Source organism: Paenibacillus sp. M-152 (assembly GCF_003856555.1).
GTDB classification, from domain to species: domain Bacteria; phylum Bacillota; class Bacilli; order Paenibacillales; family Paenibacillaceae; genus Paenibacillus; species Paenibacillus polymyxa_C.
This window is the reverse complement of sequence record NZ_CP034141.1, coordinates 5,749,805-5,774,640: the sequence shown is the minus strand read 5'-3', so window position 1 is coordinate 5,774,640 and position 24,836 is coordinate 5,749,805. Positions and strand designations below refer to the sequence as shown.

Genomic DNA, 24,836 nt, shown 5'->3' with positions numbered 1-24,836 from the left:
ATGAGAGAGAAAACATTTGTACTGGCACCGGACTCTTTTAAAGAAAGCATGACGGCAAAGGAAGTGTGCATCGCAATGGAGAAAGGGCTGCGCAAGGTCTATCCTACAGCCCATTATGTCCACGTTCCGATGGCAGACGGCGGTGAAGGAACGGTACAATCACTGGTGGATGCGACAGGCGGACAGCTTCGTTACATGGAGGTGACCGGACCGCTTGGAGAACCTGTAAATGCGGCATACGGCTTGCTGGGAGACGGCACCACTGCGGCAATCGAGATGGCATCTGCCAGCGGAATCCATCTGGTTAATAAGGACAACAAAAACCCGTTAAAGACAACAACCTATGGTACAGGCGAGTTAATTCGGGAGTGTCTGAACCAGGGAATTCGAAAAATTATCATTGGCATTGGCGGAAGTGCCACGAATGATGGCGGTACAGGTATGGCAGAAGCGCTGGGCGCTAGATTTCTGGATGCAGCAGGCAATCCTCTTCCACGCGGCGGCGGCAGTCTGGGCGAGCTGGCCAGTATTGATATTTCATCACTGGATGACCGCTTGCAGCAGGTGCAATTGATTGTAGCCTGTGATGTGACAAATCCGCTCTGCGGAGAGCATGGGGCATCCCGTGTATTCGGCCCGCAAAAAGGGGCAACGCCAGAAATGGTGCAGCAATTGGATGCCAATCTTGCCCATTATGCGGATGTGGTGAAGCAGCAGCTGGGCAAGGATGTACGCGATCTTCCGGGCGCAGGTGCAGCAGGTGGCTTGGGTGCGGGCTTATTGATTTTTACTCAGGCGACGCTGCAAAAAGGCATTGAAATCGTGATTGAATACACTGGCTTAAAGCAGAAGCTAGCCACGGCCGATATCGTATTGACGGGGGAAGGCGGCATTGATTTTCAGACCAAATTCGGTAAAACTCCGTACGGAGTAGCTCAGGCAGCCAAACAATCCGGCAAAAAGGTCATTGCGGTCGCAGGTTATATCGGGGAAGGGATCGACACGCTGTACAAGGAAGGAATAGATGCAGTGTTTGGCATCGTGCCGGGAGCCTCGGAGCTGGGTAAGCTGCTGGCCGAAGGACCGCAAAATGTAGAGCGTACGTGCGAGAATATCGCAAGAGTACTTCAATTCAATGAGAAATGAACGGATTCTCGAGTGATCCGGCAGTTTATTGATACAACGCCAATAAGCCGTGCGTAAGCTCAAAAAGCTGAAGGAGATTCCGGGGATCTTTGCCAGTTAAGGTATGGATGCGCTTCAGGCGGTATTGCAGTGTATTTCGGTGAATGTTTAATTCATCTGCGGTGAAGGAGACACTGCCGTTATGGTTAATAAAGCTTCGCAGCGTATCCAGCAAATCCACGGTATCTTCCAGCTTGCTAACCAGATGAATCGTGTTGGTCAGGTTGGTTTGGCTTAATTTGACCAGAAATTCGACTTCAACAAAAGAAACGATCTGCACAGGCGGACGCAGTGCTAGTAAAACATTCATAGCGGACTTGGCTTGCATATAAACATTGGCAATGCTGTGTTCTTGTCTGCTGATGGCAAGCAGCACATCGGGATGGCTGCGTACAAGTGGTTCCAACAGTTTGGCGGTTGGTTCCTGATTTTGTATCAGGATGAGATAACTGTCTTCCTCCATCCGAAAGGATGGGTGCTGCATCAATATATTGGATAACTCGGCCAAATGAGCAGGATCTGAAGGAAGATGCTTTACATATACAGCCGAAGTTTTGAGAAGCAAATCAATGTGATATTGAGCAGCTTCTTTTTTTATTTTTTGGGTGTAGGCTCCCTGATGATTTAACAGCATTTCCAGTACGGATTTTTTACGGTTGGCCTCGTGGGCCAAATGCTCCAAGGAAATGCGCTGTTCAATCAGAAGAGACACCGTAGTTTTAACAATATTGCAAAAAGGACGCACTTCGTCAGGATTGCCTGAAATACCAATGACACCGACTAGCTCATGATGAATGACAATTGGTTCATTGGTTCCCTTTTTCTCGTAATGTCCGTCCTGCCACACTTCAATCATTTTCTCGGTTTCGAGCGCCTGAACAGCCCCCTGGTGAATGGTTCCGATTCGTTCACTCTCGCCGCTGCCAATGATGATGCCTCGTTCATTCATAATATTGATGTTGTATGGAATATCCTTCATCATTTTGTCTACGATGTCTTGGGCTTGTCTTTCGGAGAGCGGAAACAAATCAGGACTCCTCCTTTATCTAGTGATGTAAGGTGTTTTACTATATCGCATTTTTGAAAGGGTTTTCAATTCGTTGTGCATCTGAACAATATAATAGAGCAGGGCGCTGAACGTGTCAGCCTATTTTATCATAGATATCAAGAGTAGTTGTATGCAAAAAAACAGGGCTCCAAGGAGCGCCTGTTTTTTTGCGTCGTATTCTCTCATTGCTAGTCATGTTGCCTATGGTCGAACCTCACGAAAGCTATAGGTAATGTCATGAAGTTCTTTCTTTAAACGGCTATATTTTGATGCAGGTGTATAACCGATGATCTGATAGAAATTATTTTCAGTTTCAATAATAGCTACATGGGTGACATAACGGTCTACATCTTTCTGTCCTTTAATCGTGAACTGAGTGGCAGGATATCCTTGAATCGTGGTGTTGGATGAAGGTCCTACCGTAGAGAGATTAAACTCTTTGGTTATATTGTTTTGGATTTTCTTTGTGTAGTACTGGCGCGTTACATTACCCAATTTCTCCTTCGAATTGGATCGTACGATAACAGACTTTTGAATGTAGGGATTAAATATCGCAATATCTGCTTTTCCTTCCCAGTCCGGGTCTGTTGACCAGTCTAACGGGGCTGAGATTTGAAATCTTCCATCTCTACTTACATAGCTCTGTTCCTGCTTGCTTATCGGAGCTTCATTGGACTCGTAACTGTTTGCCAGTACAAAAATAGCATTTACAAACGAGGCTCCCAAAATCACCATTGCGGTAAAAAATATAAAGAGCGACCATCTCATTACCTTTTTGCTAATCGGCTCTAAATCCCGTACCTTTACCACATATGTACCTGCGGCTAAATCACCAATTCGTTGTCTTGATGCAGTTACTAACACGCTGATACCAGCAGGTAGTGAACCCATTAGCAATGGATTGGTATCTATTAACCTGAGCAGCGTGCGAATGAGTGATTTAAGAAAACCAGGAGGGTTTCCTTCTCCGTTAACCACCTTAATACGAAAAACGAATTTGCCAAGCGTATAGCCTGTGTAACCTTCCAAAAGCAAATAATAGCAGAAGAAAGCTATAATCAGAATGCAACGGGAAGCAATCGCTAAAGGCAACAACCATCTGTCTGTTACCTGAATGACCGAGATAAAAAAACAAATATAACCGATTATAAAAAATATGAAATCAAAAATCGTTGCTCCCCAACGTCTAAACAAAATAGACGAACCGTAGGTTTTTGATATTTCGGCCATTCTGTTTGTTTCTCCATAGTTTTGCCCATGCCGAATGTACCTCTCTCTTGCTGTTGCCTGTGAATTCTGTGATATGTGCTGGTCTTCCAAATCGTACACCTCATTTTAATATTCCATAATTTAAGACACACTCCTTATATAACGGTCTTTTTATCATCCATGTTTAGGAAAACATTCTATAAACAAAGAACTAATTATAAATATCCCTTTAGAGGTATTCTTTCAATTACTTTATAATTGGAAGAAGAAAGTAATGATCATCGAATATTGAACTTAGGAGGCGTAGGTATGAATGGAAAGCTGGCGAAAGTGAACAAGGGGACAGGGGTGAGAATATGAAAGGTGAGTTTCCGGTTATAACAACCGAACGTCTTGTATTACGAAAAATGGTAGCGACGGACAGCAAGGACATGTTGGAATACTTTTCAGATGAGCAGGTGATGAAGTTTTATGGACTGAGCCCATTTGAGTCTGAAGAAGAGGCACTGGAAGAGATCCGTTGGTATGATCGGATTTTTGAGACAGATCAGGGAATTCGCTGGGCTCTTCAAACGAAGGACGGTAAAATCATCGGTTCTTGCGGATTTCATAACTGGGATCAACGTCATCACCGGGCAGAAATGGGTTATGAATTGTCCAGAGCCTATTGGGGCCAAGGGTTAATGTCAGAGGTACTTGCAGCTGTAATCGACTATGGGTTTAATACCCTCCTCTTGAACCGCATTCAGGCACTAGTAGAGCCGGAGAATACACAATCCTTGCGTTTGCTTGAAAAAGCAGGCTTTCGGCAGGAAGGAATCCTGTCCCAGTATGAATTTACGTCCGGGAAATATGATGATCTTTGCATGTGCGCACTCGTTAAATCAGAATATATCAAACGGTATCAGAAATGAAAGATATAGTTGGATCAAACAGGGGAATATGGACAGTAAGAAGGTTGATCATTGTACACATGATTAACCTTCTTTTTGATTTAAATGTGGTGAACCATTATCTATGAAGGGGTATACACATTTCATACTGCTCAATAGGGTCCTTAGAGAAGCCTACCTTTTGGATAAAGCCTTCAAGAGAGTTATTGTCGGACAGGCAGATATATACCTTCTCGGCCTTTTGGGTTTCTGCCGCTTTATGAAGTAGGGTACGTCCAAGGCCTTGGTTTCGATGTTTGGGATCGACCCAAAGAAAGTTGATTTTACCTTGAGCACCCATAGCAATCATGCCGAGTCGGGTTTGATCGACTGCATAGATGCCGAGAAAAACTTCTTGTGTGCTGTTGGCGTAATAAGGTGTGTCACTTTGCCAATGGATGTGACAGTCGGTGAGGGTTGTACGGAAATCTGCGACATCATCAAACATAAGTTTTTTAAGAGTGTACGAAGATGAAGGAGCGGGAGAGACCGATGGGAGCATAGCGTTATAATATTTTAGCGTATAGCGTGCCTGATAGCCGTGCTTTTTATAGAATTGGACAGCTCGGTGATTATCTCTGATGACTTCGAGCCATAGCTGCTGGCAGCCCGCGGAGATGGCCGTTTGTTTATGCAATTCGAGCAACCTGTTGCTAATACCCTGGCCACGGTAAGCTGGACCGATGCATAGCGTACCGCAACGCATGGTCTGGCGCCCGTCAAACTGCCGGATACCGCCGAGAATCAAGCCGATTGGCTGATCTTCATCCATGGCAAGGAAAGAGTGGCTCCGTGAATTACCCTCTGGACCGAAAAGACGTGCCGCGAAATCGTCCTGTTCTATGGTCAGGCGAATGGAATAGTCTGAGAATCCGAGCGAAAATGCCTGGAAAATGTGCTCCATGCTGACTTCATTGCATCTCAAATAGGTGATCACTGTTACTCCCCCTAGAAACTTAGGTTATATTTCGATTGTAGGGTATTACGGGGGCTCCATCAATCTCCTGGTTAAAATGGAAATAACCCCTTTGAAAAGGGGTTATTATTATAAGTTTTCCTTCGTTGTAGGGTTGCAATTAGTGTCGGTAAGATCAGGGTTGGTAGAGAGGTCACGATAATGATTGAGTTTATATTCAATAATTTTTTGGGTTTCCATCAGTCTGGAGATTTCTCCTTGAATCTTATGACTATGTTTTTCAAGTAAGGAATGTCTGATCGGGATGGTGCTGTTACCTTGCATCGAAAGTTCTTGATAATGTTTCATTTCTTCTATGGTCATCCCAGTAGCTTTTAATCGGGTTAGAAAGATAATCCCTAGAATCTGATCTCTACTGTAAAACCTGTGTCCGTTAGCCTTTCGTTCTGCATAAGGTAGCAAGCCAATTCGCTCATAGTAACGTATGGTATCCTCTGTTAAACCTGTTAGTTCAGCAGCTTGACTAATAGAGGTTACGGTCTCTGGAATTTCCTGCAAAGTATTCCACTCCTTAATTGTAACAATTACCAAGGTACTTCTCCACTCGCATCGAAAAACCCTCCTGTCGGCCCATCATCGTGTAAAGTTGCTAAACGAACAACGATAGCAGCGGCTTGTTGTACCGAACCCGGTCCTGTAAAGCCGTTTAAGTCGGTGGCGGTAAAGCCGGGGTCAGCCGAATTAATTTTGAGAGGTGAGTCCTTGAATTCCTTGGCAAGTGTGACGGTTAGCATATTAACCGCTGCTTTGCTGCTATTGTAGGCAAGTAAATTAAATTGGGCATGCTCGTGCTCAGGATCGCTATTATAGGTTAACGAACCAAGGCCACTTGATAAGTTAACAATTCTGCCGCGTGGAGATTTTTTCAATAAAGGAAGTAAGGCTTGAGTCACCGCGACCAAACCGAAAAAGTTGGTTTCATACGTTTCTTTTAAATCGGTTAAAGGGAATTGACTTGGAGGAGTGGCCCCCCCAAGAGATACTCCAGCATTGTTGATTAGTACATCAAGGGAACTGAATTCTTGTTTGATCTGATGGACTGCGGAATCAATCGTACTTTGATTCGTCACGTCTAACAAAATCAATCGGGCTTCTACTCCCTCATTAGCCAACTTAGCCACCGCTTCCCGGCCACTCTGCTCATTCCGTGAGCCAATCAGAACTGTAAAACCTATGTCCCCCAATTGCTTGGCCGTTTCATATCCGATTCCTTTGTTGGCCCCCGTAATAAGCACTGTTTTTCCAATATTCATGAGCAATCCTCTTTTCATCATTCTTAAATTTGGCGGCCACCATGCTTTAAATGTACTACTTGGAGTATACTTAAAGTCAACACAAAACCAACGAATTATTGCCCGATATGCCTGAACATTCTTTATTTTGGAAGATAGGAGATTGGAATGAACAAAAGGCAAGTAGAAATTTTCCGCAAGTTGTTAACTGAATCGAACCGACTGTGGTTAGTGCAGGATTTGGCCGATCAAACGGATTGCTCAGAAAAGACGATTCGAAACGATCTAAAAGTAATTGAAGAATACCTAGTCAAGCACTCCGATGCTAATCTGGTGAGAAGACCGGGACGCGGTATTTATTTGGAGATAAGTGAAGTGGAGCAGGCTGATTTATTCCACCGCCTGTATGCAGGCGAGAGTACAGCCCAGCATGAATCGGATGAGGAGAGGGTGTTGCATCTCGCCTATCGGCTCTTGATGGATGCCAAGCCTGTAACGATACAAGATCTGGCCTCCCAGTATTATGTGAACAAGACGGTGATCCGTAGAGATATGGAAAAGATTGATGACTGGCTGCACAGCTTTGATCTTGCCTTGGTTACCAAGCAGCGCGTAGGCTTGACCATTCAAGGCACAGAGAAAAACAAGCGGATCGCTTTGGCGCGGATGAATCAGCTGATTGATAGTCCTGAGTTAACAGGACAGATGATGCGCAAGCAGTTTGAGCCGCACGAGATTGCAACCATCAATTATGAATTAAAAGCATTTCAAAAGCATCATGAACTCAGCTTTACTGATGAAGCTTTTGAGGGTTTAATGCTCCATATTCTCTTAATGGTCAAACGAACCAAGCTGGGACAGCCCATCTCTCTCTCCGAGAAAGACATTGCCTTTTTGCAGGAGAAGGCCGAATTTACATGGGCTACTTCGTTTTTACGGCAGCTGCAAAAGCTGTTTTCCGTACCTTTTTCCAAGGAAGAAACGGCCTATCTAACCCTGCATTTGCTGGGCGGAAAGTTCCGTTACCAGCAAGAGGATAGAAAGGGCAAACAAAGCGATCTGGCAGACAGCCATCCGCTTTTGCCTAAGCTGATTGAGCAGTTAGTCCGGCGGATGTCGGAGCTGAATATGATTGACTTTTCCAAGGATAAGATGTTGCTGAAAGGGTTGAAGGTCCATTTATATACGACCCTGAACCGGCTTCAATATGGTTTGACGGTGTCCAATCCTATGCTGACTGAGATTAAGAAGATGTATCCTTACATGTTCGACCGGGTTATTATTACGCTGGAAGAGGTAGGGGATTCGGTCCGGTTATCGTTCCCTGAGGAGGAAGCGGCGTATTTAACGCTACATTTTCAGGCTTCTGTGGAGCGACTTCACCAGAAAGAGAGTCATCCTCAGAGAGCCATCATCGTGTGTCACATGGGTATCGGTATGTCCCAGCTACTGCGCACAAAGGTGGAACGTAAGTTTCCGGCTGTACATGTGGAGACAACCCTTTCTAAGGCAGAAGTCCAGGACTATCTGGCAACCCAGGAGGTGGATCTCATCATTACAACCGTAGCTCTTCCAGAGCTGAGCGTTCCGCACATTCTCGTCTCTCCATTGCTGGATGCCAAGGATGAGCGTCAACTGGAACAAGTGATCAGACGAATGGATGAGCCGGAACCTAGAGTCGCAGATGAATCTGTATTTTTTAAGTACACAACACCTTTTTTAGTATTTCCCCAGCAAGAAGTGCAGCGTCCGGAACAATTGATTTCCAAGCTGGCGCAAATACTGGAGGACAAAGGATATGTGGAGACAGGATATGTGGACAGCGTATTGGCACGAGAAAAAATGTCGGCTACGACGATTGGGGGAGGCATAGCCATCCCGCATGGCGGCTCAGAGTGGATAAGGCAGTCCTCCATTGTAGTCGCTACTTTAAAGAAGCCACTTACTTGGGGAACCGAGAAAGTAGAGCTTGTGTTCTTGCTTGCGGTAAAACAGGATGGGCGGGAAGAAATGCGGCAGTTATTTAAGGAATTGTCCCTAATCAGTGAGCAGCCAGCTCTAGTTCATGCTTTATCTAAGGAGACCGATGCGATGAGACTATTAGGGAAGCTAAAGGGATAAACTAAAATTAAAAGCCGTGCTTAGGAGCAGGACTTATCTATAAGTCCTGTTTTTTTGTCCGTATTATTCTATTTTTCCGAAAGTTCCGGTAAAAAGTTCGCCCGATAACAGCAAAAAAGGCGGTTATACTATCAATGTAAGCGGAAACATCAGAGAGAAGGGGAATGACTATGAAGATATTAGCGATAACCTCATGTCCTAACGGAATTGCACATACGTATATGGCAGCTGAGAATCTGCAAAAGGCAGCAGCCAAACTGGGTATCGAGATGAAGGTCGAGACACAAGGCTCCATTGGAGTAGAAAATCAACTAACGGAGCAGGAGATCCGTGAAGCGGATGGCATTATTATTGCAGCGGATAAGACGGTGGTCAAAGACCGCTTCGTCGGCAAGAAATTGCTGGTCGTTGGAGTACAAGATGGGATTCGCCGTCCGGAAGAATTGATCCAGCGGGTGATGAAGGGGAATGTGCCTGTGTACCAGGCAGAGTCACGTGCCTCCGAAGCTAGCTCACAGGAGAATAAACCGAAGCAGAATCCTATCTACCGCCACTTGATGAATGGTGTATCCTATATGGTGCCCTTTATTGTCATTGGGGGATTGCTCATTGCCATTGCGTTGACGATTGGCGGTGAGAAGACACCAGGCGGTCTGGTTATACCGGACGGTTCATTTTGGAAGACGGTTCAGGATATCGGTTCGGCTTCGTTTACCTTTATGATACCAATCCTCGCTGGATTCATCGCGATGAGTATTGCGGATAGACCGGGGCTTGCACCGGGTATGGTTGGCGGATTCATTGCTGCGAACGGCAGTTTTTATGGAAGTGAGGCGGGAGCCGGATTTATCGGCGGAATTATCGCTGGTTTCCTGGCGGGTTATGTTGCACTGGGTATTCGGAAAATGAAGGTTGGGCGAGCGTTACAGCCGATCATGCCTATTATTATTATCCCTGTGTTGTCATCTTTAATTGTAGGATTAATCTTTGTCTTTATAATCGGTTCTCCAGTCGCACAATTGTTTGAAGCTTTGACGGGTTGGCTTGCAGGTATGCAAGGTACAAGTTCAATTCTATTGGCACTGATTTTAGGTGCGATGATCTCCTTCGATATGGGTGGTCCAGTCAATAAAGTAGCATTTTTATTCGGCTCGGCCATGATTGGTGAAGGAAATTACGAAATTATGGGACCGATCGCCGTTGCGATTTGTATTCCACCGATTGGAATGGGACTTGCAGCAATGATCAACAAGCGTAAATTTGCACCAGCAGAACGCGAAGCCGGAAAAGCTACATTCACGATGGGATTATTCGGTATTACTGAAGGAGCGATTCCCTTCGCTGCACAAGATCCATTGCGTGTTATTCCTAGTATCATGGCAGGATCTATGGTCGGTTCAGTCATTGCGATGTTGGGAAATGTAGGAGATAAGGTAGCTCATGGTGGACCGATTGTAGCCATTCTTGGTGCAGTGGACAATGTGTTCATGTTCTTCATTGCTGTTATTGTCGGCGCAGCCGTCTCAGTTATCCTGGTGAGTCTGCTGAAAAGGGATATTGCAACTGCAAATCCGGCTGTTGCTGGAGAAGAGACATCTGGAAATTCTGCCGCAGTAACGGAACAATCTACGATGACTACGACTGCCGCCGAGTCATCAGCTTCAGCGATTGCAAATAACGAGCCCGAAGTATCTTCGCAAGCCATTCACATTGAGAAGTTGACAGATATTGTAACGATGGATCTGATTAATCTGGATCTGGAAGGAACGACACAGGATGCCGTGATTGATGAAATGATCGGAGCACTTGAGAGAAATGGAGCCGTAAGTTCTGCCAGTGGTTTTAAACAGGCTATATTGGACCGAGAGAAGGAAAGCTCCACAGGCATTGGAATGAATATTGCCATTCCTCACGGTAAATCGGAAGCTGTTCTGAAGCCAAGCGTGGTCTTTGGGGTGAAGCGGAGCGGAGTGGACTGGAAAAGTATGGATGGAAGTGAAGCGAAACTGATCTTCATGATTGCTGTTCCGCGTAATAGTAAGGACAATGCCCATCTGAAGGTGCTACAAATGCTATCTCGTAAGCTGATGGACGACCATTTTAGAGAAGCGCTTCTGGCGGTTACGACCAAGGAAGATGCATATCAATTACTGACTCAGGTGCATTAATTCCATGCGCTAAGCAGAACATATTGTAATCATTAGCGGAACGCGCTGCAACGATAGTAAACGCAAGAGCAGTCTATCCTCATCTAAGGATAGACTGCTCTTTTATAGTAAAATATTGTTTTTCATAAATTAAATATTTCTACGAGGATTGAGCCACACGTACTAGCATGTGGGCAAGCGCGTGCTGCTGCTCTTTGTCCCCTACCTTCCACAATTCCTGAAGAAGCTTCTCCTCGCTATTGCGCGGTTCTTCCTTGGCTGCCAGATAGCCTGCGATCTTCTCAGCTGCTTTTGCCATCACTTCTTCATTCAAGCCGATTTTTTGAGCCATTTCAATTTTGTCGCTCAAATAACTTTTGAATGAATCAAAGCTGCCCAAGATGTCATCCTTTTTGCTGTCGTCTATCCGATTTAACGCGTCATCTACCTTGTTCAAGGCCACTTCGCCTTCCTTATTCACAACATGATTATGCTCTGCCATTTCTAACGCCTCCTCAAGATTGTTTTCTAGGATAAGGACTGCTTGCGGTACAGTAGTACTTACCCCGGCTAACCAAAATGAAAACGGTGAGAAGCAAGCAGAGTATCGTGGAGCGATGAAGAAAAACATATTGTTACATAAAGTCGAAAAAATAACGAATCACGTGAAAAAAGACGGGCGAGGTGTAGGTCAAGCTATCTACCCGGCTTAAGTAGCTTTTTTTCAAAGCATCGAACTTATTATCATCGCCGATTAATAAATCTCGCTTCAGCACGGAAACCGTTAAGCTCCCGAAGAAACCGCTCAAGCTAATCAACATACCGAAAATAATCCCAAATTTCAGATCAAACGGCGTCAGGTACGGATAGATTAGATACGAAGCCGCTATGGTTACGGGAAAAGCAAATGCAAAGCCTTCCCAAGTTATATTGGGATTGGATGTCGGGACGATTTTCCGCTTGCCGAAATAGAGTGATACCAGATAATGTGCGACATCATTGAGCTGTGTCAGTACCACTAGAAAAAGTACAAGTTTTGCTCCGTATTGCGGCGTAGCAAACTGAAAATAAGCCAGGTGACTCAGTCCAAAAACCATCAGCATGAGTCCCCATTGAGTCGAGCTGACACTACGTAGGAAACCAACGGTTCCTTTATTGATCAATCGCGGGAGCGGTAGCAGCAAGAATACATAGATAGGGATAAAGACGATAAACATCCCATACCACCCGATATAAATCCAATAAAACTGTACAGGAATCGCCAAGTATGCCCATAAAAACAACCTGCGGTCAGCTTTTCTGGATCTAATCATGGAGAAGTATTCTTTTAGCGCAAAGAAAGTAAGCACCATCAAGGAAAGCAGTGAAACGATCGGATTGAAAAGTGTTGCCAGGCAAAAGATAAAGAACATGCCCCACCAGGTCTTAATGCGAAGTCCAATAGCTGCATAGTCTTTGTTTGGCTGTGTTTTGACTACCACTATATAAATTAGATGGATGATTAATAAGGCTATACAAATGAGGGTTAACGTTAATAACGAACTGTCCATTGCGACTCACCAACTTATAGCGAAATAGGATTCCCTGAAGGGGGTCCTATGTTATTATGAAGGAATAATTCAAACTTGATAAGGGGAAGTTTCGTAAATGGTAGCTGATCAATCGGTTTTTATCTTGCTTACGAATACGGGAACGTTTCTGACGAGAGTCATTAAAAGCTATACAAGAGCACCATACAATCACGCCTCCATTTCCTTCAACCGAGAACTTTCGGAGTTATACAGCTTCGGGAGAAAGACCCCCAGTAACCCTCTGGATGGTGGTTTCGTGAAAGAGGATATTAAGACAGGTACATACAGCAGATTTCCGAATACAACATGTGTCATCTACGAGCTTCAAGTAACCGACCGTGAAGTCGAGAAAATGAAGAGAGTTTTACATGTATTTATCCGAAGTCGGCAAAAATATATGTATAACTTACTGGGATTAATTGGCGTTGCACTCAAAGAACCAGTCGAGTTCAGTAATTCTTATTTTTGTTCGCAATTTGTCGCGGAAATTTTACAGCGATCCGGCATCAAAATATGGAACAAGTTGCCCGCCCTTATTACACCAGACGATTTTCGGCAAAGTGACCGATTCCATCTGATCTACGAGGGGAAATTGAGCGATTATGAGCCTCAAGCCTGAGGATAAGCACCGTATTACTCAGACTCCTCAGGCACAATTACCTCGATGTGACGCGCCAGAATACCAAGCTCGATAGGCAAAGAGGGTCCTTCCTCACCATCTACATTCGTACTGACCGGTTCTGCAGAGCTGACACTTACATGCTTTGCAGTAAAGTAAACGATATCACTATGATCTTTCAGGTTGCCTAAAAATAAGCTTATGCTGGCCGTCACCGTGTTCAATATATTAAGGTTTTTGAAAATGAAGCAGTGAAGCAGGCCATCATCAACAGCCGCCCCGGGTGCCAGTTTCTCAAATCCGCCAACTGAGTTGGTTAAAGCAGCAAAAAAGAGTGGGGATTCGCCTTCCCAAGTCTTGTCATCATAGCGGACGATAAGCGGATGGGCAGGATGGTTGATAAGTTCTTTCAAACCTTCTTTAAAGTAGGCAAATGTACCAAACATGGATTTATCGTCTGACGACACAGCGGATAGTGATTCGGCAAGCGAGCCAGTGGCAACAACATTGGCAAACATTCGACCGTTTAAGAGACCCATATCTACGACTTTCACGCGAGCAGAAGTGAGTGTACGGATCGCCAGTTCAGGACTTAGCGGAATTTGTAAGGCACGGGCAAAATCATTGACGGTCCCAAGCGGGATGACCCCTAGTTTTGGACGATGGGCTTGATCCATGAAACCATTAATGGTTTCGTGAAGCGTGCCATCTCCACCGAGGGAAATGACTAGATCATAAGCTTCCTGACATGCAGTGACGCAAAAACGGGTGGCATCAAGTTCTTGTGCCGTCTCTTCGACTGTAACGGCGTATCCTTGCTCACGTAGAATTTCTTCTACGTTTCTGACATGTTGGAGGGATTCCTCTTTGCCAGAAGAGGGATTTACAATGATCATAGCTTTCTTCATATACATATTCCTCTCTTTGGGGAAAGTCTGGGTTACCAACCCTTACCCGAAAAGCATGAAATTACAAACATTTTTCGTAAAGCTATACAGAAAGTTTGGAATACACTAATAAGCGGGGATTATGGATAAGTGATTCGATCTAAACGAAAAGAAGCTGCTTATTGAGCAGCTTCTTTTCGTTTTTAAGAAGTCGAACAAACAAACGTAAAGAAAGCGAATTCTTTTACGAAGCTTCTGTCAGTTTGAAGAGCCTCTTTGTTTTTAGAAAATTATAAAGGTTAAAGAATGTTTTTGGAGATTTTTTGAGTCAAGTATTCTAGTACTGGCATTATCATTTTATCGTCAATCACTACAAGTTTTTCCGGCTTAAACAACTGAAGTTTTTTTAACTGAAAATAATCGTATAAAACTTGTTGAACCGTAAATTGATTGGTCATGAGGTATTTAATATCAAACAAGTCCCTTAGAATTTCATCTTGCTTAATTAGCAGTCTGCCGTTAATTTCATTGAAAAAACCTTCTTGTATGCCTTCTTTATAAAAAGCTAGTATTTTGTCTTCGCGCTCTCTCATAGTTTTGTCAAAGCGATCAAACAAATCTGGATAACTGGTTTCAATATCCTGAAGAAGAGTGTCTGAAAAATAAACGGCAAGAGAAATAGTCTGTTCAAATATCTTCAAGAAACGAGTACCAAAGCTTTGACTGGAATCCAAAGAACTATAAGTCAAGTCTTTCAGGTATTCAATAAATCCGTCTACGATGAACTGTACAATTTCTTCTTTAGTTGCGAAATACTTATATAAGGTGGCTCGACTGATCTCCATTACTTTAGAAATCTCATCCATCCGAATAGACTGAAGTCCGTTTTTTCGTAGATAGGGCAGTAGCTTGTTAATAAGCTTGGTCTTTTTTTCATGTTTTTTATCTTGCATATAGTTATTCAAGTGAAGTCCCTCCTGCATCTATTATAACCTGAATTAGAACAGCAGCATACAAACGGAATACAAAGTAAACAATAAATAATTATTTTGTTTACTTTGTATTTTTTGTATGCTAATCTGTACATGAAGTGAAGAACTTATAAGAATGAGGTGCCTAAAATGAAAACACAGAAACTTGGACGTAGTGATGTCATAGTTTCTTCTATTGGCTTGGGTATGATGGGCATGTCCCCTGGTATTTATGGAGCTATAGATGATGAAGAGTCTACCAAAACGATTCATCGGGCGCTTGATCTCGGGGTGACTTTGCTTGATACGGCTGATGCGTATGGTAACGGTCATAACGAGGAACTGTTAGGAAAAGCATTGAAGGGACGAAGAGATCAGGCGATCGTTGCTACTAAGTTTTCATATGGTCCCAATTGGGAATTCATCGGTGGACACCCTGACTATGTAAAGAAAGCAATTGATGAAAGCCTACGACGTCTTGGACTTGATCATATAGACCTGTATTATCAACATACGGTGGATCCTAATGTTCCAATTGAGGAAACAGTTGGTGCAATGGCTGAATTAGTGAAAGCCGGAAAAGTACGTTATCTTGGCCTATCTAACGGAATAAATGCGTCTGTTATTAATCCAGCTACTATTCGCAAAGCGTATGAAGTGCATCCTATTTCTGCAATTCAATCGGAATATTCTATCTGGACTCGAGACATTGAAGAGGAAGTTGTGCCCACTGCAAAAGAATTAGGGATTACTCTTGTAGCATATAGTCCTTTAAGCAGAGGATTTATTACTGGGGAACGTCATATTAATGAAAACTTGCAAGCAGACGATATACGCAATTCATTGGCACGTTACCAGGGCGATAACTTCAAGGAAAATATTAGTATCGTTGATAGACTAGCCGAAATTGCTAAAGAAAAGAACTGTACGGTACCTCAATTAGCAATCGCATGGACAATTGAAAGAGGTACATTGCCGATACCTGGAACGAAACGTCGTAAGTATTTGGAGGATAATATCAAGGCCGTTGATATTCAACTTACCCCTGAGGATTTTGCTCGTATCGATGCTGTTAGTTCAAATGTGTTTGGCAGCCGTTACTAGACTTATTCTCATAATGAAAATACTAAATATAAAATAGCCTACCAAGTTACTGGTGGGCTATTTTATATTATTTTTAGCATCTCATAGATGTGGCCAACTAATAGAACGGACTGGGGGCAGTACAGGATTCTAGTATGTGCTAAAAAGCATACCTTTAGACTCTAAATTAGACATGTATCATATTTTTAGTTACTATATAAAAGTAAATAAAAACTGAATGGAGGATTTCGTATGAAAATTGCATTAACAGGAGCAACGGGGCAACTGGGTTCCATTGTGGTAGATACATTGCTTGCATCCGTCCCGGCAAAAGACCTTATTGTTAGCGTAAGAAATCCGGAAAAAGCAGAGGGGTTACGTAATCGAGGCGTTGACGTTCGTTATGGCGATTTTGACAAGCCAGAAACGCTGGATCAGGCATTTGCTGGTGTAGATCGATTGTTGATTATATCCGCAGACGGGGATAATGATACTAGAATTCGTCAGCATAAAGCGGCTGTTGATGCTGCTGTGCGTGCGGGAGTAGGCTTCATCGCGTATACCAGTGCGGCCAATGCCGCTGACAGCACTCTATTCCTTGCACCCGTACATCGTATTACGGAGGAGTTCATTCGTGAGTCAGGTATTCCTTACTCCTTCTTGCGTAATAATTGGTATCTTGAGAATGAAGCAGGCACGATCCAATCCGTACTCGCGGGAGCTCCATGGTTAACCTCAGCAGGGTCCGGTAGAGTAGGTTGGGCTGCCCGCGCTGATTACGCGCAAGCGGCTGCAGCCGTGTTGTCTGGCGAAGGACATGAGAATACAATCTACGAGCTCTCTGGTAAGCCGATTACCCAAGAAGAGTTGGCAGCGATACTTGCTGAGGTCCTGGGTAAGGACGTTCCTGTACAGCAGGTAGACGATGCTGCGTATGCCGAGATCATGCTCGGTGCGGGAGTACCGGAAGGTGCCATCCCTATTGTGGTAGGCATTCAACAAGCGATTCGTGAAGGAGCTTTGGATGTTGTAAGCAACGATTTTGAGAAGCTGTTGAAGCGTCCCCTGACGCCGCTTAAGCAAGGAATTAGTGAACTGGTCAAGCAAATCCAAGCATAATAAACGTGTCGTACAAAACGGGTGCTGCCTAGGAAGGTTAGCATCTGTTTTAGTTACATTCATAACTGGAACCGCGACTGATTATCCAATATACTTGTAGGGAACTCCAAGGTAGCTTGGAATAGAAATAAAAATGAATGGAGTACATAATACCATGTCTAATTTGCCAAATTGTCCTGAGTGTAATTCAGAGTATACTTATGAGGACCGTAGTCTGTTCATTTGCCCGGAATGCGCCCATGAGTGGTCTGCCGAGTCAGAAACTGAAAGCAGTGAAGACGTAAAAGTCGTCAAAGATGCGAATGGTAACATTCTGAAGAATGGTGACTCTGTAACTGTCATCAAAGACCTTAAAGTGAAGGGAAGCTCTTCCGTCTTGAAAATTGGCACCAAAGTAAAAAACATCCGTCTGGTGGAAGGCGACCACGATATTGATTGCAAAATTGATGGTTTTGGAGCAATGAAGCTAAAATCGGAGTTTGTTAAAAAGAATTAAAGTATATAGCAGAGAAACTGTTCAGTTCCATGAGGATAAAAAGGAGAAGCCGAGGCTTCTCCTTTTTTATTAGCATTGGGCATCATTGGACTTTCAATGTTCATACCCACATAGATGTCATAGTGGTGCCAGCCACACGGTTCCTGTTCCCCTGTATACATTAACCAGCCCTTCGCCGGAAGCGGCCGAGCCCATTTTGGTTTTCCCCGATTTTTCGACGGTAAACTGTAGGGTGTTGGACCACATAAGGGCAAAGTTGCCATCCACCTTAAGCACATCATTTTGCAATTCTATAACGACCGCTTCATCAGAAGGGATCGGCGCTTGAAGTGCCAGCACTCCTTTTCCACGGGCGCTTAAATTAAATAACCCTTCTCCGCCCAGTGCAGCAGAGGAAAGATTACTACGTGCAACTACGGATATGTCCAGTGTGGTGTCGCAAGCTAAAAACAATCCGTCTTCGATGGCAATGTCATCATTATCGACATCAATAAGCCAAATATATTGATAGGTAGGCTCCAGCATGATGGTTCCCGTGCCTTTATAGTGCGGCTTAATGGCACCTGTCCCTGTTACAGCACCGGATACCAAGTTTCGCATTAAGCCTCCGACGCCTTTTACACCGGTAGTCATTTCCATGCTACCTACAGTATATTGCATGGCACCAGCCCTCATCATAATCTCACTATTATTGATTTCGATCATGAGCTGCTTGCGGCGCATGTTACTTTTGCTCATATAGTAATTGTCTTTCGCAGCCGCAACCGAGGTGCAACTCAAATCTGTTATGTATTCCAGTACCGTAAATCCACCTAATTGGTCAGTGATGGCAACATTGCTGTTATCCTTTAAATTATTAATAACAAAAGCCATAAATGTATGCGCCTCCTTGTTGTTTTCATGGTGTGGGGATGGAAATCTTATTTACTCCATACCATAATTCGACAAAGAGACTGCTTTTCCTGCGCAGATCTCGGCACTTCTCTCGCCTGATTTTCAAACTCAGAAAAGGAGAGCTTGAAAAAGATATAAAAAAGGTTCAATATAAAGATATCGGTTTTTAAAATGATTGCTTCGAAAGCAACCGAATGAAAAATGAAACATACAATAGGGGGTAAGACAAGTGGAGATAGGTATAAGTACGTTTGTAGAAACAACACCGGATCCCCAAACCAATGAGGTTATCAGTCACGCACAACGGATACGTGAAGTGGTCGAGGAAATTGTACTTGCTGATCAAGTAGGACTGGATGTGTACGGCGTGGGAGAGCATCATCGTAAAGATTATGCGGCATCTGCTCCGGCTGTTATACTGGCTGCTGCTGCGGCACAGACCCAACGAATTCGCCTAACCAGTGCGGTTACGGTGCTTTCATCGGATGATCCAGTGCGTGTGTTTCAGGACTTTGCTACGCTGGACGGTATTTCGAACGGACGAGCTGAAATTATGGCAGGTCGAGGTTCCTTTATCGAATCGTTCCCGTTGTTTGGATATGACCTGGATAACTACGATGAGTTGTTTGATGAAAAGCTGGAACTTCTTTTGAAAATACGGGAGTCTGAGAAAGTCACCTGGAAAGGCGGACATCGGCCTGCGATCAACAATTTAGGCGTGTATCCGCGTCCGGTGCAAAATCCTTTGCCTGTATGGATCGGGAGTGGAGGCAATCAGGAATCTGTGGTTCGTGCGGGCTTGCTTGGATTGCCGTTGGTGCTTGCCATTATCGGAGGCAGCCCTATGCAGTTTGCACCATTGGTGGAGTTGTACAAAAAGGCAGCTAAGCACGCAGGTCATGATGCATCGCTGCTTCCAGTTGCATCCCACTCGCATGGTTTTATCGCGGAGACCACCGAGCTTGCAGCGGAAAAGTTTTTCCCTTCCACTCAGCAGAGCATGAATGTGCTTGGGCGTGAACGCGGTTGGGGTCCTTATACTCGTTCTAGCTTCGATGCCGCGCGCAGCTTTGAAGGAGCATTGTATGTAGGCGATCCCGATACAGTTGCCAAGAAAATCATTCATCTCCGTAAACAGGTAGGCATTACACGTTTTCTGTTGCATGTGCCCGTCGGCACGATGCTGCATGATGATGTCATGAGAGCTATTGAGTTATTGGGAACAGAGGTAGCGCCACGGGTGCGTGAAGAGATATCCAAGTGGGAATCCGAGAGCAAATAAGCCGATTGACCTCAGTATAGAGAAAAGAGAAAGGAGCAGACCGTGTAAGGAGGTCGCTCCTTTTTGGTTCTAAATAGTCTGTATTGTTTCTAATTAATCTGTTCAGATTATTCTTTATTTTGTCCGTTTTTTATGAGTGATGCGTTTCTGTAATTGAGGCTTCCCTTGTTGTAATCTCTTAGGTCTGGCAGGAACTCTGCGCAAGATAGGTTTCCCTTGGGTTGCTTTGGAAGGCAGCGTCATGCGGAGTGTGGTTGAGGCAGGTTTTCTTTGACTGCTGCTTCTTATAAAGTCGATAGTATAGTTCAAGACGAACGGGCTAACCGCAATTCTCCGCAGTCCCACGTTTCTACAAGTGGTACAGCCTGTATCCCAGCACCAATCGAAGGCATTCTCAGGAACTTGAGTGAAGTATGAACCCTGCCATGTACGTCCAAAATCATCCTCGGCGTAATAGAAAAACGTATTACCTCCGGCGAAGCCGCTCCATACTTGAATAGTTTGACCGGGGTTTACGCGATACCAGCCTGCTTTGGAGTAGTTAACAGGAGTACAGCTGAAGTCTGGATAGGCAAAAACTACAAAGATAGCCGCATTGGTGCTGTTGCGAAAATTGAGACCCATTGTCGCCCCTTCTTTCCTCATATAGTAATCTTACAGTGTAGCTTATGAGTATTTTGAAAGAAGGAAACGGACAAGAGTCTCTTAATTGCTAAAGTTGAACCATTTGCTGATGTCCATTTTGTTATGTTCATTCATAGATCGCCACTCGTTCGATTCCGGTTGATAGGTATAATCTTTTTGCCAGGTTGTTATGTTTTCCACGATAGCCCGTATGGAAGAGACAATATAGGAGACTTCCTGATTGGTCATCATGGGATGAAGCGACAGACGCACCCAGCCCGGCTTTCGAGATAAGTTTCCCGCATGAATCAGGTCTGTCATTTGCTTAGATGCTTGCTGGTCGATGCCCAGCAAATAATGTCCATAGGGGCCTGCACATGAACAGCCGCCCCGGGCCTGAATGCCAAATCGATCATTGAGTAGTTTTACAATCAGGTTATAGTGAATATGACCAACAACGAAAGAAACGATTCCCAGCCGATCTTGGCTGCTCCCTCCCAAAATGTGTAGACCTGGTATGATGCTCAAGCCTTTTAGCAATAATGAGGTCAGCTCCTTTTTACGCTCCCACATGCGGTTGTATCCCATTTGTTCCTTCAACTGAATACAGAGCGCGGTTCGAACAGCCTGTAGAAAAGGAGGAGTGCCTCCATCCTCGCGGGCCTCAATACTATCTTTATACTCGTATCCACCCCAAGGATTGGTCCAACTTACCGTGCCGCCTCCGGGCTGATCGGGAGCACAATGGAGACACAGCCGCGAATCCATAATGAGAACGCCGCTTGTGCCGGGGCCACCAAGAAATTTGTGAGGAGAAAATACAATCCCGTCCAGTTTCTCAAGGGGATCTGTAGGATGCATGTCGATCTCCGCATAAGGTGCGCTTGCCGAAAAATCAACGAAACATACGCCACCATGTTCATGCATTTTGCGGGATAGTTGGTGAATTGGCACTTCGAACCCTGTAACATTGGAGCAGGCGGTAAAAGCGCCAATCTTGATCGGGCGATGCCGAAATTGATGCAGCAGTCGTTCGAGATGCGCTGGATCGACCATCCCTCCGGGGCCCGGAGGGAGACACACAACGTCTCCAATGGTTTCTGCCCAGGAAATATGATTGGAATGATGCTCCATGTGTGTAACAAAAATAACGGGGCGGTCTTTTTCGGCGATGGGGTAGAGGGGCTTTAATTTTTCATGTATTTTTAATCCTAATAGTCGCTGAAGCTTATTCACCGCACCTGTCATCCCAGACCCGGCGAATAGAATGATATCATGTTCGTTGGCATGAACGTGGTTCTTAATGATTTGTTTTGCTTTTTCATAGGCTTGGGTCATCAGAGTACCTGTCAAATTAGACTCCGTATGCGTGTTCGCCACAAATGGACCTAATTCATTAGCTATTTTCGACTCGATGGGTCCATACAGACGACCGCTGGCTGCCCAATCCGCATAAATCAGCTTTTTAAGCCCATATGGAGATTCAAAGGTCTGGTGATAACCGATTGTATTCTCGCGATACTTTTGGAAATGAGCCTCGTTAGAAGGCTGATACCTACAGTTACTACTTCCGATTCGAGCCATGAGCATACGGCGCCTCCCAAGTCGTTCTGTCTTCTTAGGGTACGTAGGTAGGCGAGGATAGGTTAAAATAATTAGGCGAATGTCATCATTTAGTCAAATTAAAAAGCCTCATCCAATAGCAGGATAAGGCATGAGTATATATTAGATAAAAAGCTGCATGTCCGACTCGAGGGCGTCTTTTAGATACGTTTTGGCCTCGATAATTTCCAGTTCAGGGATGAATTCTTCCGGTTTAAAACCCATAATATCCACCGATAGCTTGCAGGCATAGAATTTGACGTTTTTCTTCCGGGCTCCCTTCAGGAAATGGATCAGCTTCGGTGCTTCATTGTCTTCCAGCATTTCCGTCAGCATCAACTTGCCCAGACCGCTAAAATTCATATGGGACAACGGCAAGGCTTCAGGTCCTTTGGGAGTCACCAAATCCATAAGTTTCTCGTAAATGGTCTTGTCCTCAAGCGTCATTTTATCGGGATCACGAACCAATGATAATCCCCAGAATGCAAAAAACATTGTAACCTCGACATCCAACTCCCGAGCTGTATTGGCCAAAATCAGTCCAGCCATTGCTTTATCATAATCGCCGCTGAACATAAGCAGATTCATCCTTTTGTTCACGATCTTCCGCCTCCATTACCAACAGATATATTCAGTATGGATTTGGAAATGAGAACTATGCCCAGTTCACATATTGATCACAATTGTAGTGGAGGCACTTACACCAGTTAAGAATCAATATTCTACCTTAAGGGAGTAAAACTGACCTTTTGAATTAAAGTCTCCACTCAGCTTAGGTGAATGATCTTTTTCAAAAGTGACTCTGCCGTGCATTTGCGTATTCTTAATCACTTTATATCCGGTCAGATCAACGTTTAGCAGTTCTTTAGCCTGTTTTTGGGCCAGTTCCAGAATTTGATCTTCTGAGAATGATTTCAGTTTTTGCTCTACTTTATCGACTTCTGCTTTGTCTTTTCCGAAAAGCTTGTCTGCGAGAATTCTGGTATTGATCGACATCACTTGATTGGAGCCCTTTTCGACCTGAATCCAAACAGGGCTTTCCTTATCACCGTTTTGGAACATAAATTCAAAAACCTTTTTATTTCCCTTCGCAATCAGGGAGATGTGCTTCAGGTTTCCTTTGGTTACTCCGTCAAGAGCTCCAAACACGCCTTCTGCCGCTTTCAGAGCTGTCTTGTCTGCCTTGCTCGTGTCAACGTCCTCTACGGTATGATCTAACTTGTTATTTTTAATCATGAATGTGCGATTACCTACTTCGACATGGGCATCCGTTATATTCCCATTTTTATCGGTAGAAACTTGATCAAATCCTTGCCCTTTAACACTTAATTCGATTTCATTTCCTGAAGCTTGCTTGTAAACGAGCTCCAGTTTCTTACCTGTAATCTCCTGTAATTTCTTTTGAGCATTTTTAATAACTGTACTGTCTGATGGTGTAGATGCATTTACAGTAGATGAGCTTGTGGTAGTGCTCTTGACAGAAGAGCTTGCTGCATAGACATGAGTCGGTATTACCGGAAGAGCGCCGATGATTCCTGCAAGTGCTGCTGTAGAGATTGCTTTGTACAATTTTTTCATTTCTTTAAAAATCCTCCTCATTAGTATTATTATTTGCACATTATAAAGAGACGGAATAAGTTTCCTTTTTGTTGCACTAATTTGGATGTTTTTTGGGGATATTCAATACCACATGTCAATATGTGATGAGAATAGACTCTAAAACTCCTGCCGTTACCAATGTCATATCTACAAACCCATCCCATTCTGTATAATCTCAAGGGAATTCAAGACACAAGCCTGAGATCGGGAGGATTATAAGAAATTGAGTATAGAGAACAAATATAAAGCACTTGAACTGGAAAAGCCGGGCATCTACGAGCTGGAGGGACTGGAAGTCGGGGTCACCTCTAATTGCAACTTCAAGTGTGATTACTGCTGCGCATATCAGCGGAACGACGGACAATGCATCAGCAGCAAAGAGGTCATAGGTATTATTGATGACATTCCAACGTTAAAACGTGTGCGACTTTCCGGGGGCGAAGTAACCTTAAAGTATGACGATTGTCTGGACATCGTGGCTCACTGTTCGAGCAAGGGAATTGCAACCCAGCTTAATACCAATGCGAGCTTGCTTAGCCCTGAACGAATTGAGAAACTGCGTGACGCAGGGCTTTCCAATATTCATATCTCCTTTAACTTCACGGATGCCGATAAATATGCAGCCTATTATCATGTTCACCCTCGTATGTATGAGAAAATCATTCAAAATATCCGTTTGTGTACCGAAGCCAAGCTGGAAACGGTGCTGGAGACATTGTTATTTGAAGAGACGCAGAACAACATGCCAGCGATCAGTGAAAAGGTTTACGAACTCGGTGTACGCATCCATGAAATCCAAAACAGCATCGTGATGGATCATACGAATTGGAACGCGATCTCCACCAAGGAAGCACTTGTCCGTTCCGTTCATGACCTGATTGCGCATAAAAAAGACGATACTGTGTTGTATTTTACCTGTATGGACCGTTTTGCTGAGGCGCTGGGCTTCAAGGAGCAACCGGGGGTATACTTTTCCAACTGTGTTGATGGTAAAAAACAGCTTCATCTTCACGGGAACGGGGACATCCTAATCTGTGAACTATGCCATCCTGTAGTCATCGGTAATATCTATAACGGAACATCCTTAAAGGATATTTACAAAAATAAGCCGAAGCAGCTTCAGGAGTTTCTCGACAAACTGCCTTGTCCTGCATATGATGCGCTTTTCCCTGAAGGAAGCATGGAGTAGGTATGATTTGAAATGATGAGGTGACAAACATCTACTGCCCTAACAAGTAG

24 protein-coding genes are annotated in these 24,836 nt (G+C 44.2%); 10 read left to right on the top strand and 14 right to left on the bottom strand.

Translation table 11 applies throughout. From position 1 onward, the window contains the following. Positions 1–1,146: a glycerate kinase family protein gene (locus EGM68_RS25385; protein ID WP_129550271.1), complete on the top strand. Its 1,146-nt coding sequence runs from the start codon at positions 1–3 to the stop codon at positions 1,144–1,146. A gap of 25 nt (positions 1,147–1,171) precedes the next feature. Here the strand turns inward: EGM68_RS25385 and EGM68_RS25380 are convergent, their stop codons facing one another. Together EGM68_RS25380 and EGM68_RS25375 are read right to left on the bottom strand one after the other, a co-directional pair. Further along, the gene (locus tag EGM68_RS25380; RefSeq protein ID WP_013373824.1) at positions 1,172–2,212 is read right to left on the bottom strand and encodes a CdaR family transcriptional regulator; all 1,041 of its coding nucleotides are present in this window, start codon (positions 2,210–2,212) and stop codon (positions 1,172–1,174) included. Positions 2,213–2,434: 222 nt separating this feature from the next. Further along, the gene (locus tag EGM68_RS25375) at positions 2,435–3,553 is read right to left on the bottom strand and encodes an RDD family protein (protein ID WP_129550270.1); all 1,119 of its coding nucleotides are present in this window, start codon (positions 3,551–3,553) and stop codon (positions 2,435–2,437) included. A gap of 245 nt (positions 3,554–3,798) precedes the next feature. On the opposite strand from EGM68_RS25375, the gene EGM68_RS25370 reads away from it, so the two are divergent. Further along, entirely contained in the window at positions 3,799–4,356 is a 558-nt protein-coding gene (locus EGM68_RS25370) for a GNAT family N-acetyltransferase (protein WP_129550269.1), read from the top strand. Between the two features lie 97 nt (positions 4,357–4,453). Here the strand turns inward: EGM68_RS25370 and EGM68_RS25365 are convergent, their stop codons facing one another. The 3 genes from EGM68_RS25365 to EGM68_RS25355 form a co-directional block, all read right to left on the bottom strand. Next, the gene (locus EGM68_RS25365) at positions 4,454–5,311 is read right to left on the bottom strand and encodes a GNAT family N-acetyltransferase (protein WP_129550268.1); all 858 of its coding nucleotides are present in this window, start codon (positions 5,309–5,311) and stop codon (positions 4,454–4,456) included. Between the two features lie 108 nt (positions 5,312–5,419). Next, the gene (locus tag EGM68_RS25360) at positions 5,420–5,848 is read right to left on the bottom strand and encodes a MerR family transcriptional regulator (RefSeq protein ID WP_129550267.1); all 429 of its coding nucleotides are present in this window, start codon (positions 5,846–5,848) and stop codon (positions 5,420–5,422) included. 26 nt (positions 5,849–5,874) lie between these two features. Beyond that, complete coding sequence (locus EGM68_RS25355; RefSeq protein WP_129550266.1) at positions 5,875–6,603, bottom strand: SDR family oxidoreductase; 729 nt, start codon at positions 6,601–6,603, stop codon at positions 5,875–5,877. A 147-nt stretch (positions 6,604–6,750) separates the two neighbouring features. Here EGM68_RS25355 and EGM68_RS25350 point away from each other — a divergent pair, with 147 nt between their 5' ends. After that, positions 6,751–8,703 carry a BglG family transcription antiterminator gene (locus EGM68_RS25350; protein ID WP_129550265.1) on the top strand — a complete coding sequence of 651 codons (1,953 nt, stop codon included), beginning with the start codon at positions 6,751–6,753 and terminating at the stop codon, positions 8,701–8,703. A gap of 170 nt (positions 8,704–8,873) precedes the next feature. After that, positions 8,874–10,871, top strand: coding sequence for a PTS fructose transporter subunit IIABC (locus EGM68_RS25345; protein ID WP_025678123.1), 1,998 nt, complete (start codon positions 8,874–8,876; stop codon positions 10,869–10,871). Positions 10,872–11,010: 139 nt separating this feature from the next. On the opposite strand, the gene EGM68_RS25340 is transcribed toward EGM68_RS25345, so the two are convergent. Both EGM68_RS25340 and EGM68_RS25335 read right to left on the bottom strand, forming a co-directional pair. Continuing rightward, positions 11,011–11,352, bottom strand: a complete 342-nt coding sequence (locus EGM68_RS25340) for a DUF3243 domain-containing protein (RefSeq protein ID WP_013373818.1) — start codon at positions 11,350–11,352, stop codon at positions 11,011–11,013. Between the two features lie 133 nt (positions 11,353–11,485). Further along, complete coding sequence (locus EGM68_RS25335) at positions 11,486–12,400, bottom strand: phosphatidate cytidylyltransferase (protein ID WP_129550264.1); 915 nt, start codon at positions 12,398–12,400, stop codon at positions 11,486–11,488. 97 nt (positions 12,401–12,497) lie between these two features. Between EGM68_RS25335 and EGM68_RS25330 the strand changes: the two genes are divergently transcribed. Beyond that, a complete protein-coding gene (locus EGM68_RS25330; RefSeq protein ID WP_025678121.1) occupies positions 12,498–13,040 on the top strand; it encodes a hypothetical protein in 543 nt (180 codons plus the stop codon). Positions 13,041–13,054: 14 nt separating this feature from the next. Here the strand turns inward: EGM68_RS25330 and EGM68_RS25325 are convergent, their stop codons facing one another. Together EGM68_RS25325 and EGM68_RS25320 are read right to left on the bottom strand one after the other, a co-directional pair. Beyond that, on the bottom strand, positions 13,055–13,948 hold the full coding sequence (locus EGM68_RS25325; RefSeq protein WP_129550263.1) for a diacylglycerol/lipid kinase family protein: 894 nt from the start codon (positions 13,946–13,948) through the stop codon (positions 13,055–13,057). Between the two features lie 278 nt (positions 13,949–14,226). Beyond that, entirely contained in the window at positions 14,227–14,892 is a 666-nt protein-coding gene (locus EGM68_RS25320; protein ID WP_025678118.1) for a TetR/AcrR family transcriptional regulator, read from the bottom strand. Between the two features lie 156 nt (positions 14,893–15,048). On the opposite strand from EGM68_RS25320, the gene EGM68_RS25315 reads away from it, so the two are divergent. The 3 genes from EGM68_RS25315 to EGM68_RS25305 all read left to right on the top strand — a co-directional run bounded on the left by EGM68_RS25315 (position 15,049) and on the right by EGM68_RS25305 (position 17,596). Continuing rightward, the gene (locus EGM68_RS25315; protein ID WP_129550262.1) at positions 15,049–16,002 is read left to right on the top strand and encodes an aldo/keto reductase; all 954 of its coding nucleotides are present in this window, start codon (positions 15,049–15,051) and stop codon (positions 16,000–16,002) included. Between the two features lie 231 nt (positions 16,003–16,233). Next, entirely contained in the window at positions 16,234–17,100 is an 867-nt protein-coding gene (locus EGM68_RS25310; protein WP_025678114.1) for an SDR family oxidoreductase, read from the top strand. 154 nt (positions 17,101–17,254) lie between these two features. Continuing rightward, the gene (locus EGM68_RS25305) at positions 17,255–17,596 is read left to right on the top strand and encodes a zinc ribbon domain-containing protein YjdM (RefSeq protein ID WP_040102512.1); all 342 of its coding nucleotides are present in this window, start codon (positions 17,255–17,257) and stop codon (positions 17,594–17,596) included. Between the two features lie 117 nt (positions 17,597–17,713). Here EGM68_RS25305 and EGM68_RS25300 read toward each other — a convergent pair whose 3' ends face one another. Then, positions 17,714–18,469, bottom strand: coding sequence for an AIM24 family protein (locus EGM68_RS25300; RefSeq protein WP_016822536.1), 756 nt, complete (start codon positions 18,467–18,469; stop codon positions 17,714–17,716). 250 nt (positions 18,470–18,719) lie between these two features. On the opposite strand from EGM68_RS25300, the gene EGM68_RS25295 reads away from it, so the two are divergent. Continuing rightward, the gene (locus EGM68_RS25295) at positions 18,720–19,772 is read left to right on the top strand and encodes an LLM class flavin-dependent oxidoreductase (protein WP_129550261.1); all 1,053 of its coding nucleotides are present in this window, start codon (positions 18,720–18,722) and stop codon (positions 19,770–19,772) included. Positions 19,773–19,886: 114 nt separating this feature from the next. Here EGM68_RS25295 and EGM68_RS25290 read toward each other — a convergent pair whose 3' ends face one another. The 4 genes from EGM68_RS25290 to EGM68_RS25275 all read right to left on the bottom strand — a co-directional run bounded on the left by EGM68_RS25290 (position 19,887) and on the right by EGM68_RS25275 (position 23,576). After that, the gene (locus EGM68_RS25290) at positions 19,887–20,396 is read right to left on the bottom strand and encodes a DUF1036 domain-containing protein (protein WP_129550260.1); all 510 of its coding nucleotides are present in this window, start codon (positions 20,394–20,396) and stop codon (positions 19,887–19,889) included. Between the two features lie 81 nt (positions 20,397–20,477). Further along, positions 20,478–21,986, bottom strand: coding sequence for an aminotransferase class V-fold PLP-dependent enzyme (locus EGM68_RS25285; RefSeq protein ID WP_040102515.1), 1,509 nt, complete (start codon positions 21,984–21,986; stop codon positions 20,478–20,480). Positions 21,987–22,121: 135 nt separating this feature from the next. Then, positions 22,122–22,598 (bottom strand): DsrE/DsrF/DrsH-like family protein, encoded by a 477-nt coding sequence (locus EGM68_RS25280; protein ID WP_040102516.1) that lies wholly within the window; start codon positions 22,596–22,598, stop codon positions 22,122–22,124. Between the two features lie 114 nt (positions 22,599–22,712). Next, positions 22,713–23,576 carry a hypothetical protein gene (locus EGM68_RS25275; RefSeq protein WP_013373805.1) on the bottom strand — a complete coding sequence of 288 codons (864 nt, stop codon included), beginning with the start codon at positions 23,574–23,576 and terminating at the stop codon, positions 22,713–22,715. 244 nt (positions 23,577–23,820) lie between these two features. Here EGM68_RS25275 and EGM68_RS25270 point away from each other — a divergent pair, with 244 nt between their 5' ends. Next, the gene (locus EGM68_RS25270; protein ID WP_129550259.1) at positions 23,821–24,786 is read left to right on the top strand and encodes a radical SAM protein; all 966 of its coding nucleotides are present in this window, start codon (positions 23,821–23,823) and stop codon (positions 24,784–24,786) included. Positions 24,787–24,836: the final 50 nt, after the last annotated feature.

Coding starts and splice junctions, on each gene's coding strand:
- EGM68_RS25385 (WP_129550271.1), top strand. CDS start 1: ATGAGAGAGAAAACATTTGTACTGGCACCGGACTCTTTTAAAGAAAGC.
- EGM68_RS25370 (WP_129550269.1), top strand. CDS start 3,799: ATGAAAGGTGAGTTTCCGGTTATAACAACCGAACGTCTTGTATTACGA.
- EGM68_RS25355 (WP_129550266.1), bottom strand. CDS start 6,603: ATGAATATTGGAAAAACAGTGCTTATTACGGGGGCCAACAAAGGAATC.
- EGM68_RS25350 (WP_129550265.1), top strand. CDS start 6,751: ATGAACAAAAGGCAAGTAGAAATTTTCCGCAAGTTGTTAACTGAATCG.
- EGM68_RS25345 (WP_025678123.1), top strand. CDS start 8,874: ATGAAGATATTAGCGATAACCTCATGTCCTAACGGAATTGCACATACG.
- EGM68_RS25340 (WP_013373818.1), bottom strand. CDS start 11,352: ATGGCAGAGCATAATCATGTTGTGAATAAGGAAGGCGAAGTGGCCTTG.
- EGM68_RS25335 (WP_129550264.1), bottom strand. CDS start 12,400: ATGGACAGTTCGTTATTAACGTTAACCCTCATTTGTATAGCCTTATTA.
- EGM68_RS25330 (WP_025678121.1), top strand. CDS start 12,498: ATGGTAGCTGATCAATCGGTTTTTATCTTGCTTACGAATACGGGAACG.
- EGM68_RS25325 (WP_129550263.1), bottom strand. CDS start 13,948: ATGAAGAAAGCTATGATCATTGTAAATCCCTCTTCTGGCAAAGAGGAA.
- EGM68_RS25315 (WP_129550262.1), top strand. CDS start 15,049: ATGAAAACACAGAAACTTGGACGTAGTGATGTCATAGTTTCTTCTATT.
- EGM68_RS25310 (WP_025678114.1), top strand. CDS start 16,234: ATGAAAATTGCATTAACAGGAGCAACGGGGCAACTGGGTTCCATTGTG.
- EGM68_RS25305 (WP_040102512.1), top strand. CDS start 17,255: ATGTCTAATTTGCCAAATTGTCCTGAGTGTAATTCAGAGTATACTTAT.
- EGM68_RS25300 (WP_016822536.1), bottom strand. CDS start 18,469: ATGGCTTTTGTTATTAATAATTTAAAGGATAACAGCAATGTTGCCATC.
- EGM68_RS25290 (WP_129550260.1), bottom strand. CDS start 20,396: ATGGGTCTCAATTTTCGCAACAGCACCAATGCGGCTATCTTTGTAGTT.
- EGM68_RS25285 (WP_040102515.1), bottom strand. CDS start 21,986: ATGCTCATGGCTCGAATCGGAAGTAGTAACTGTAGGTATCAGCCTTCT.
- EGM68_RS25275 (WP_013373805.1), bottom strand. CDS start 23,576: ATGAAAAAATTGTACAAAGCAATCTCTACAGCAGCACTTGCAGGAATC.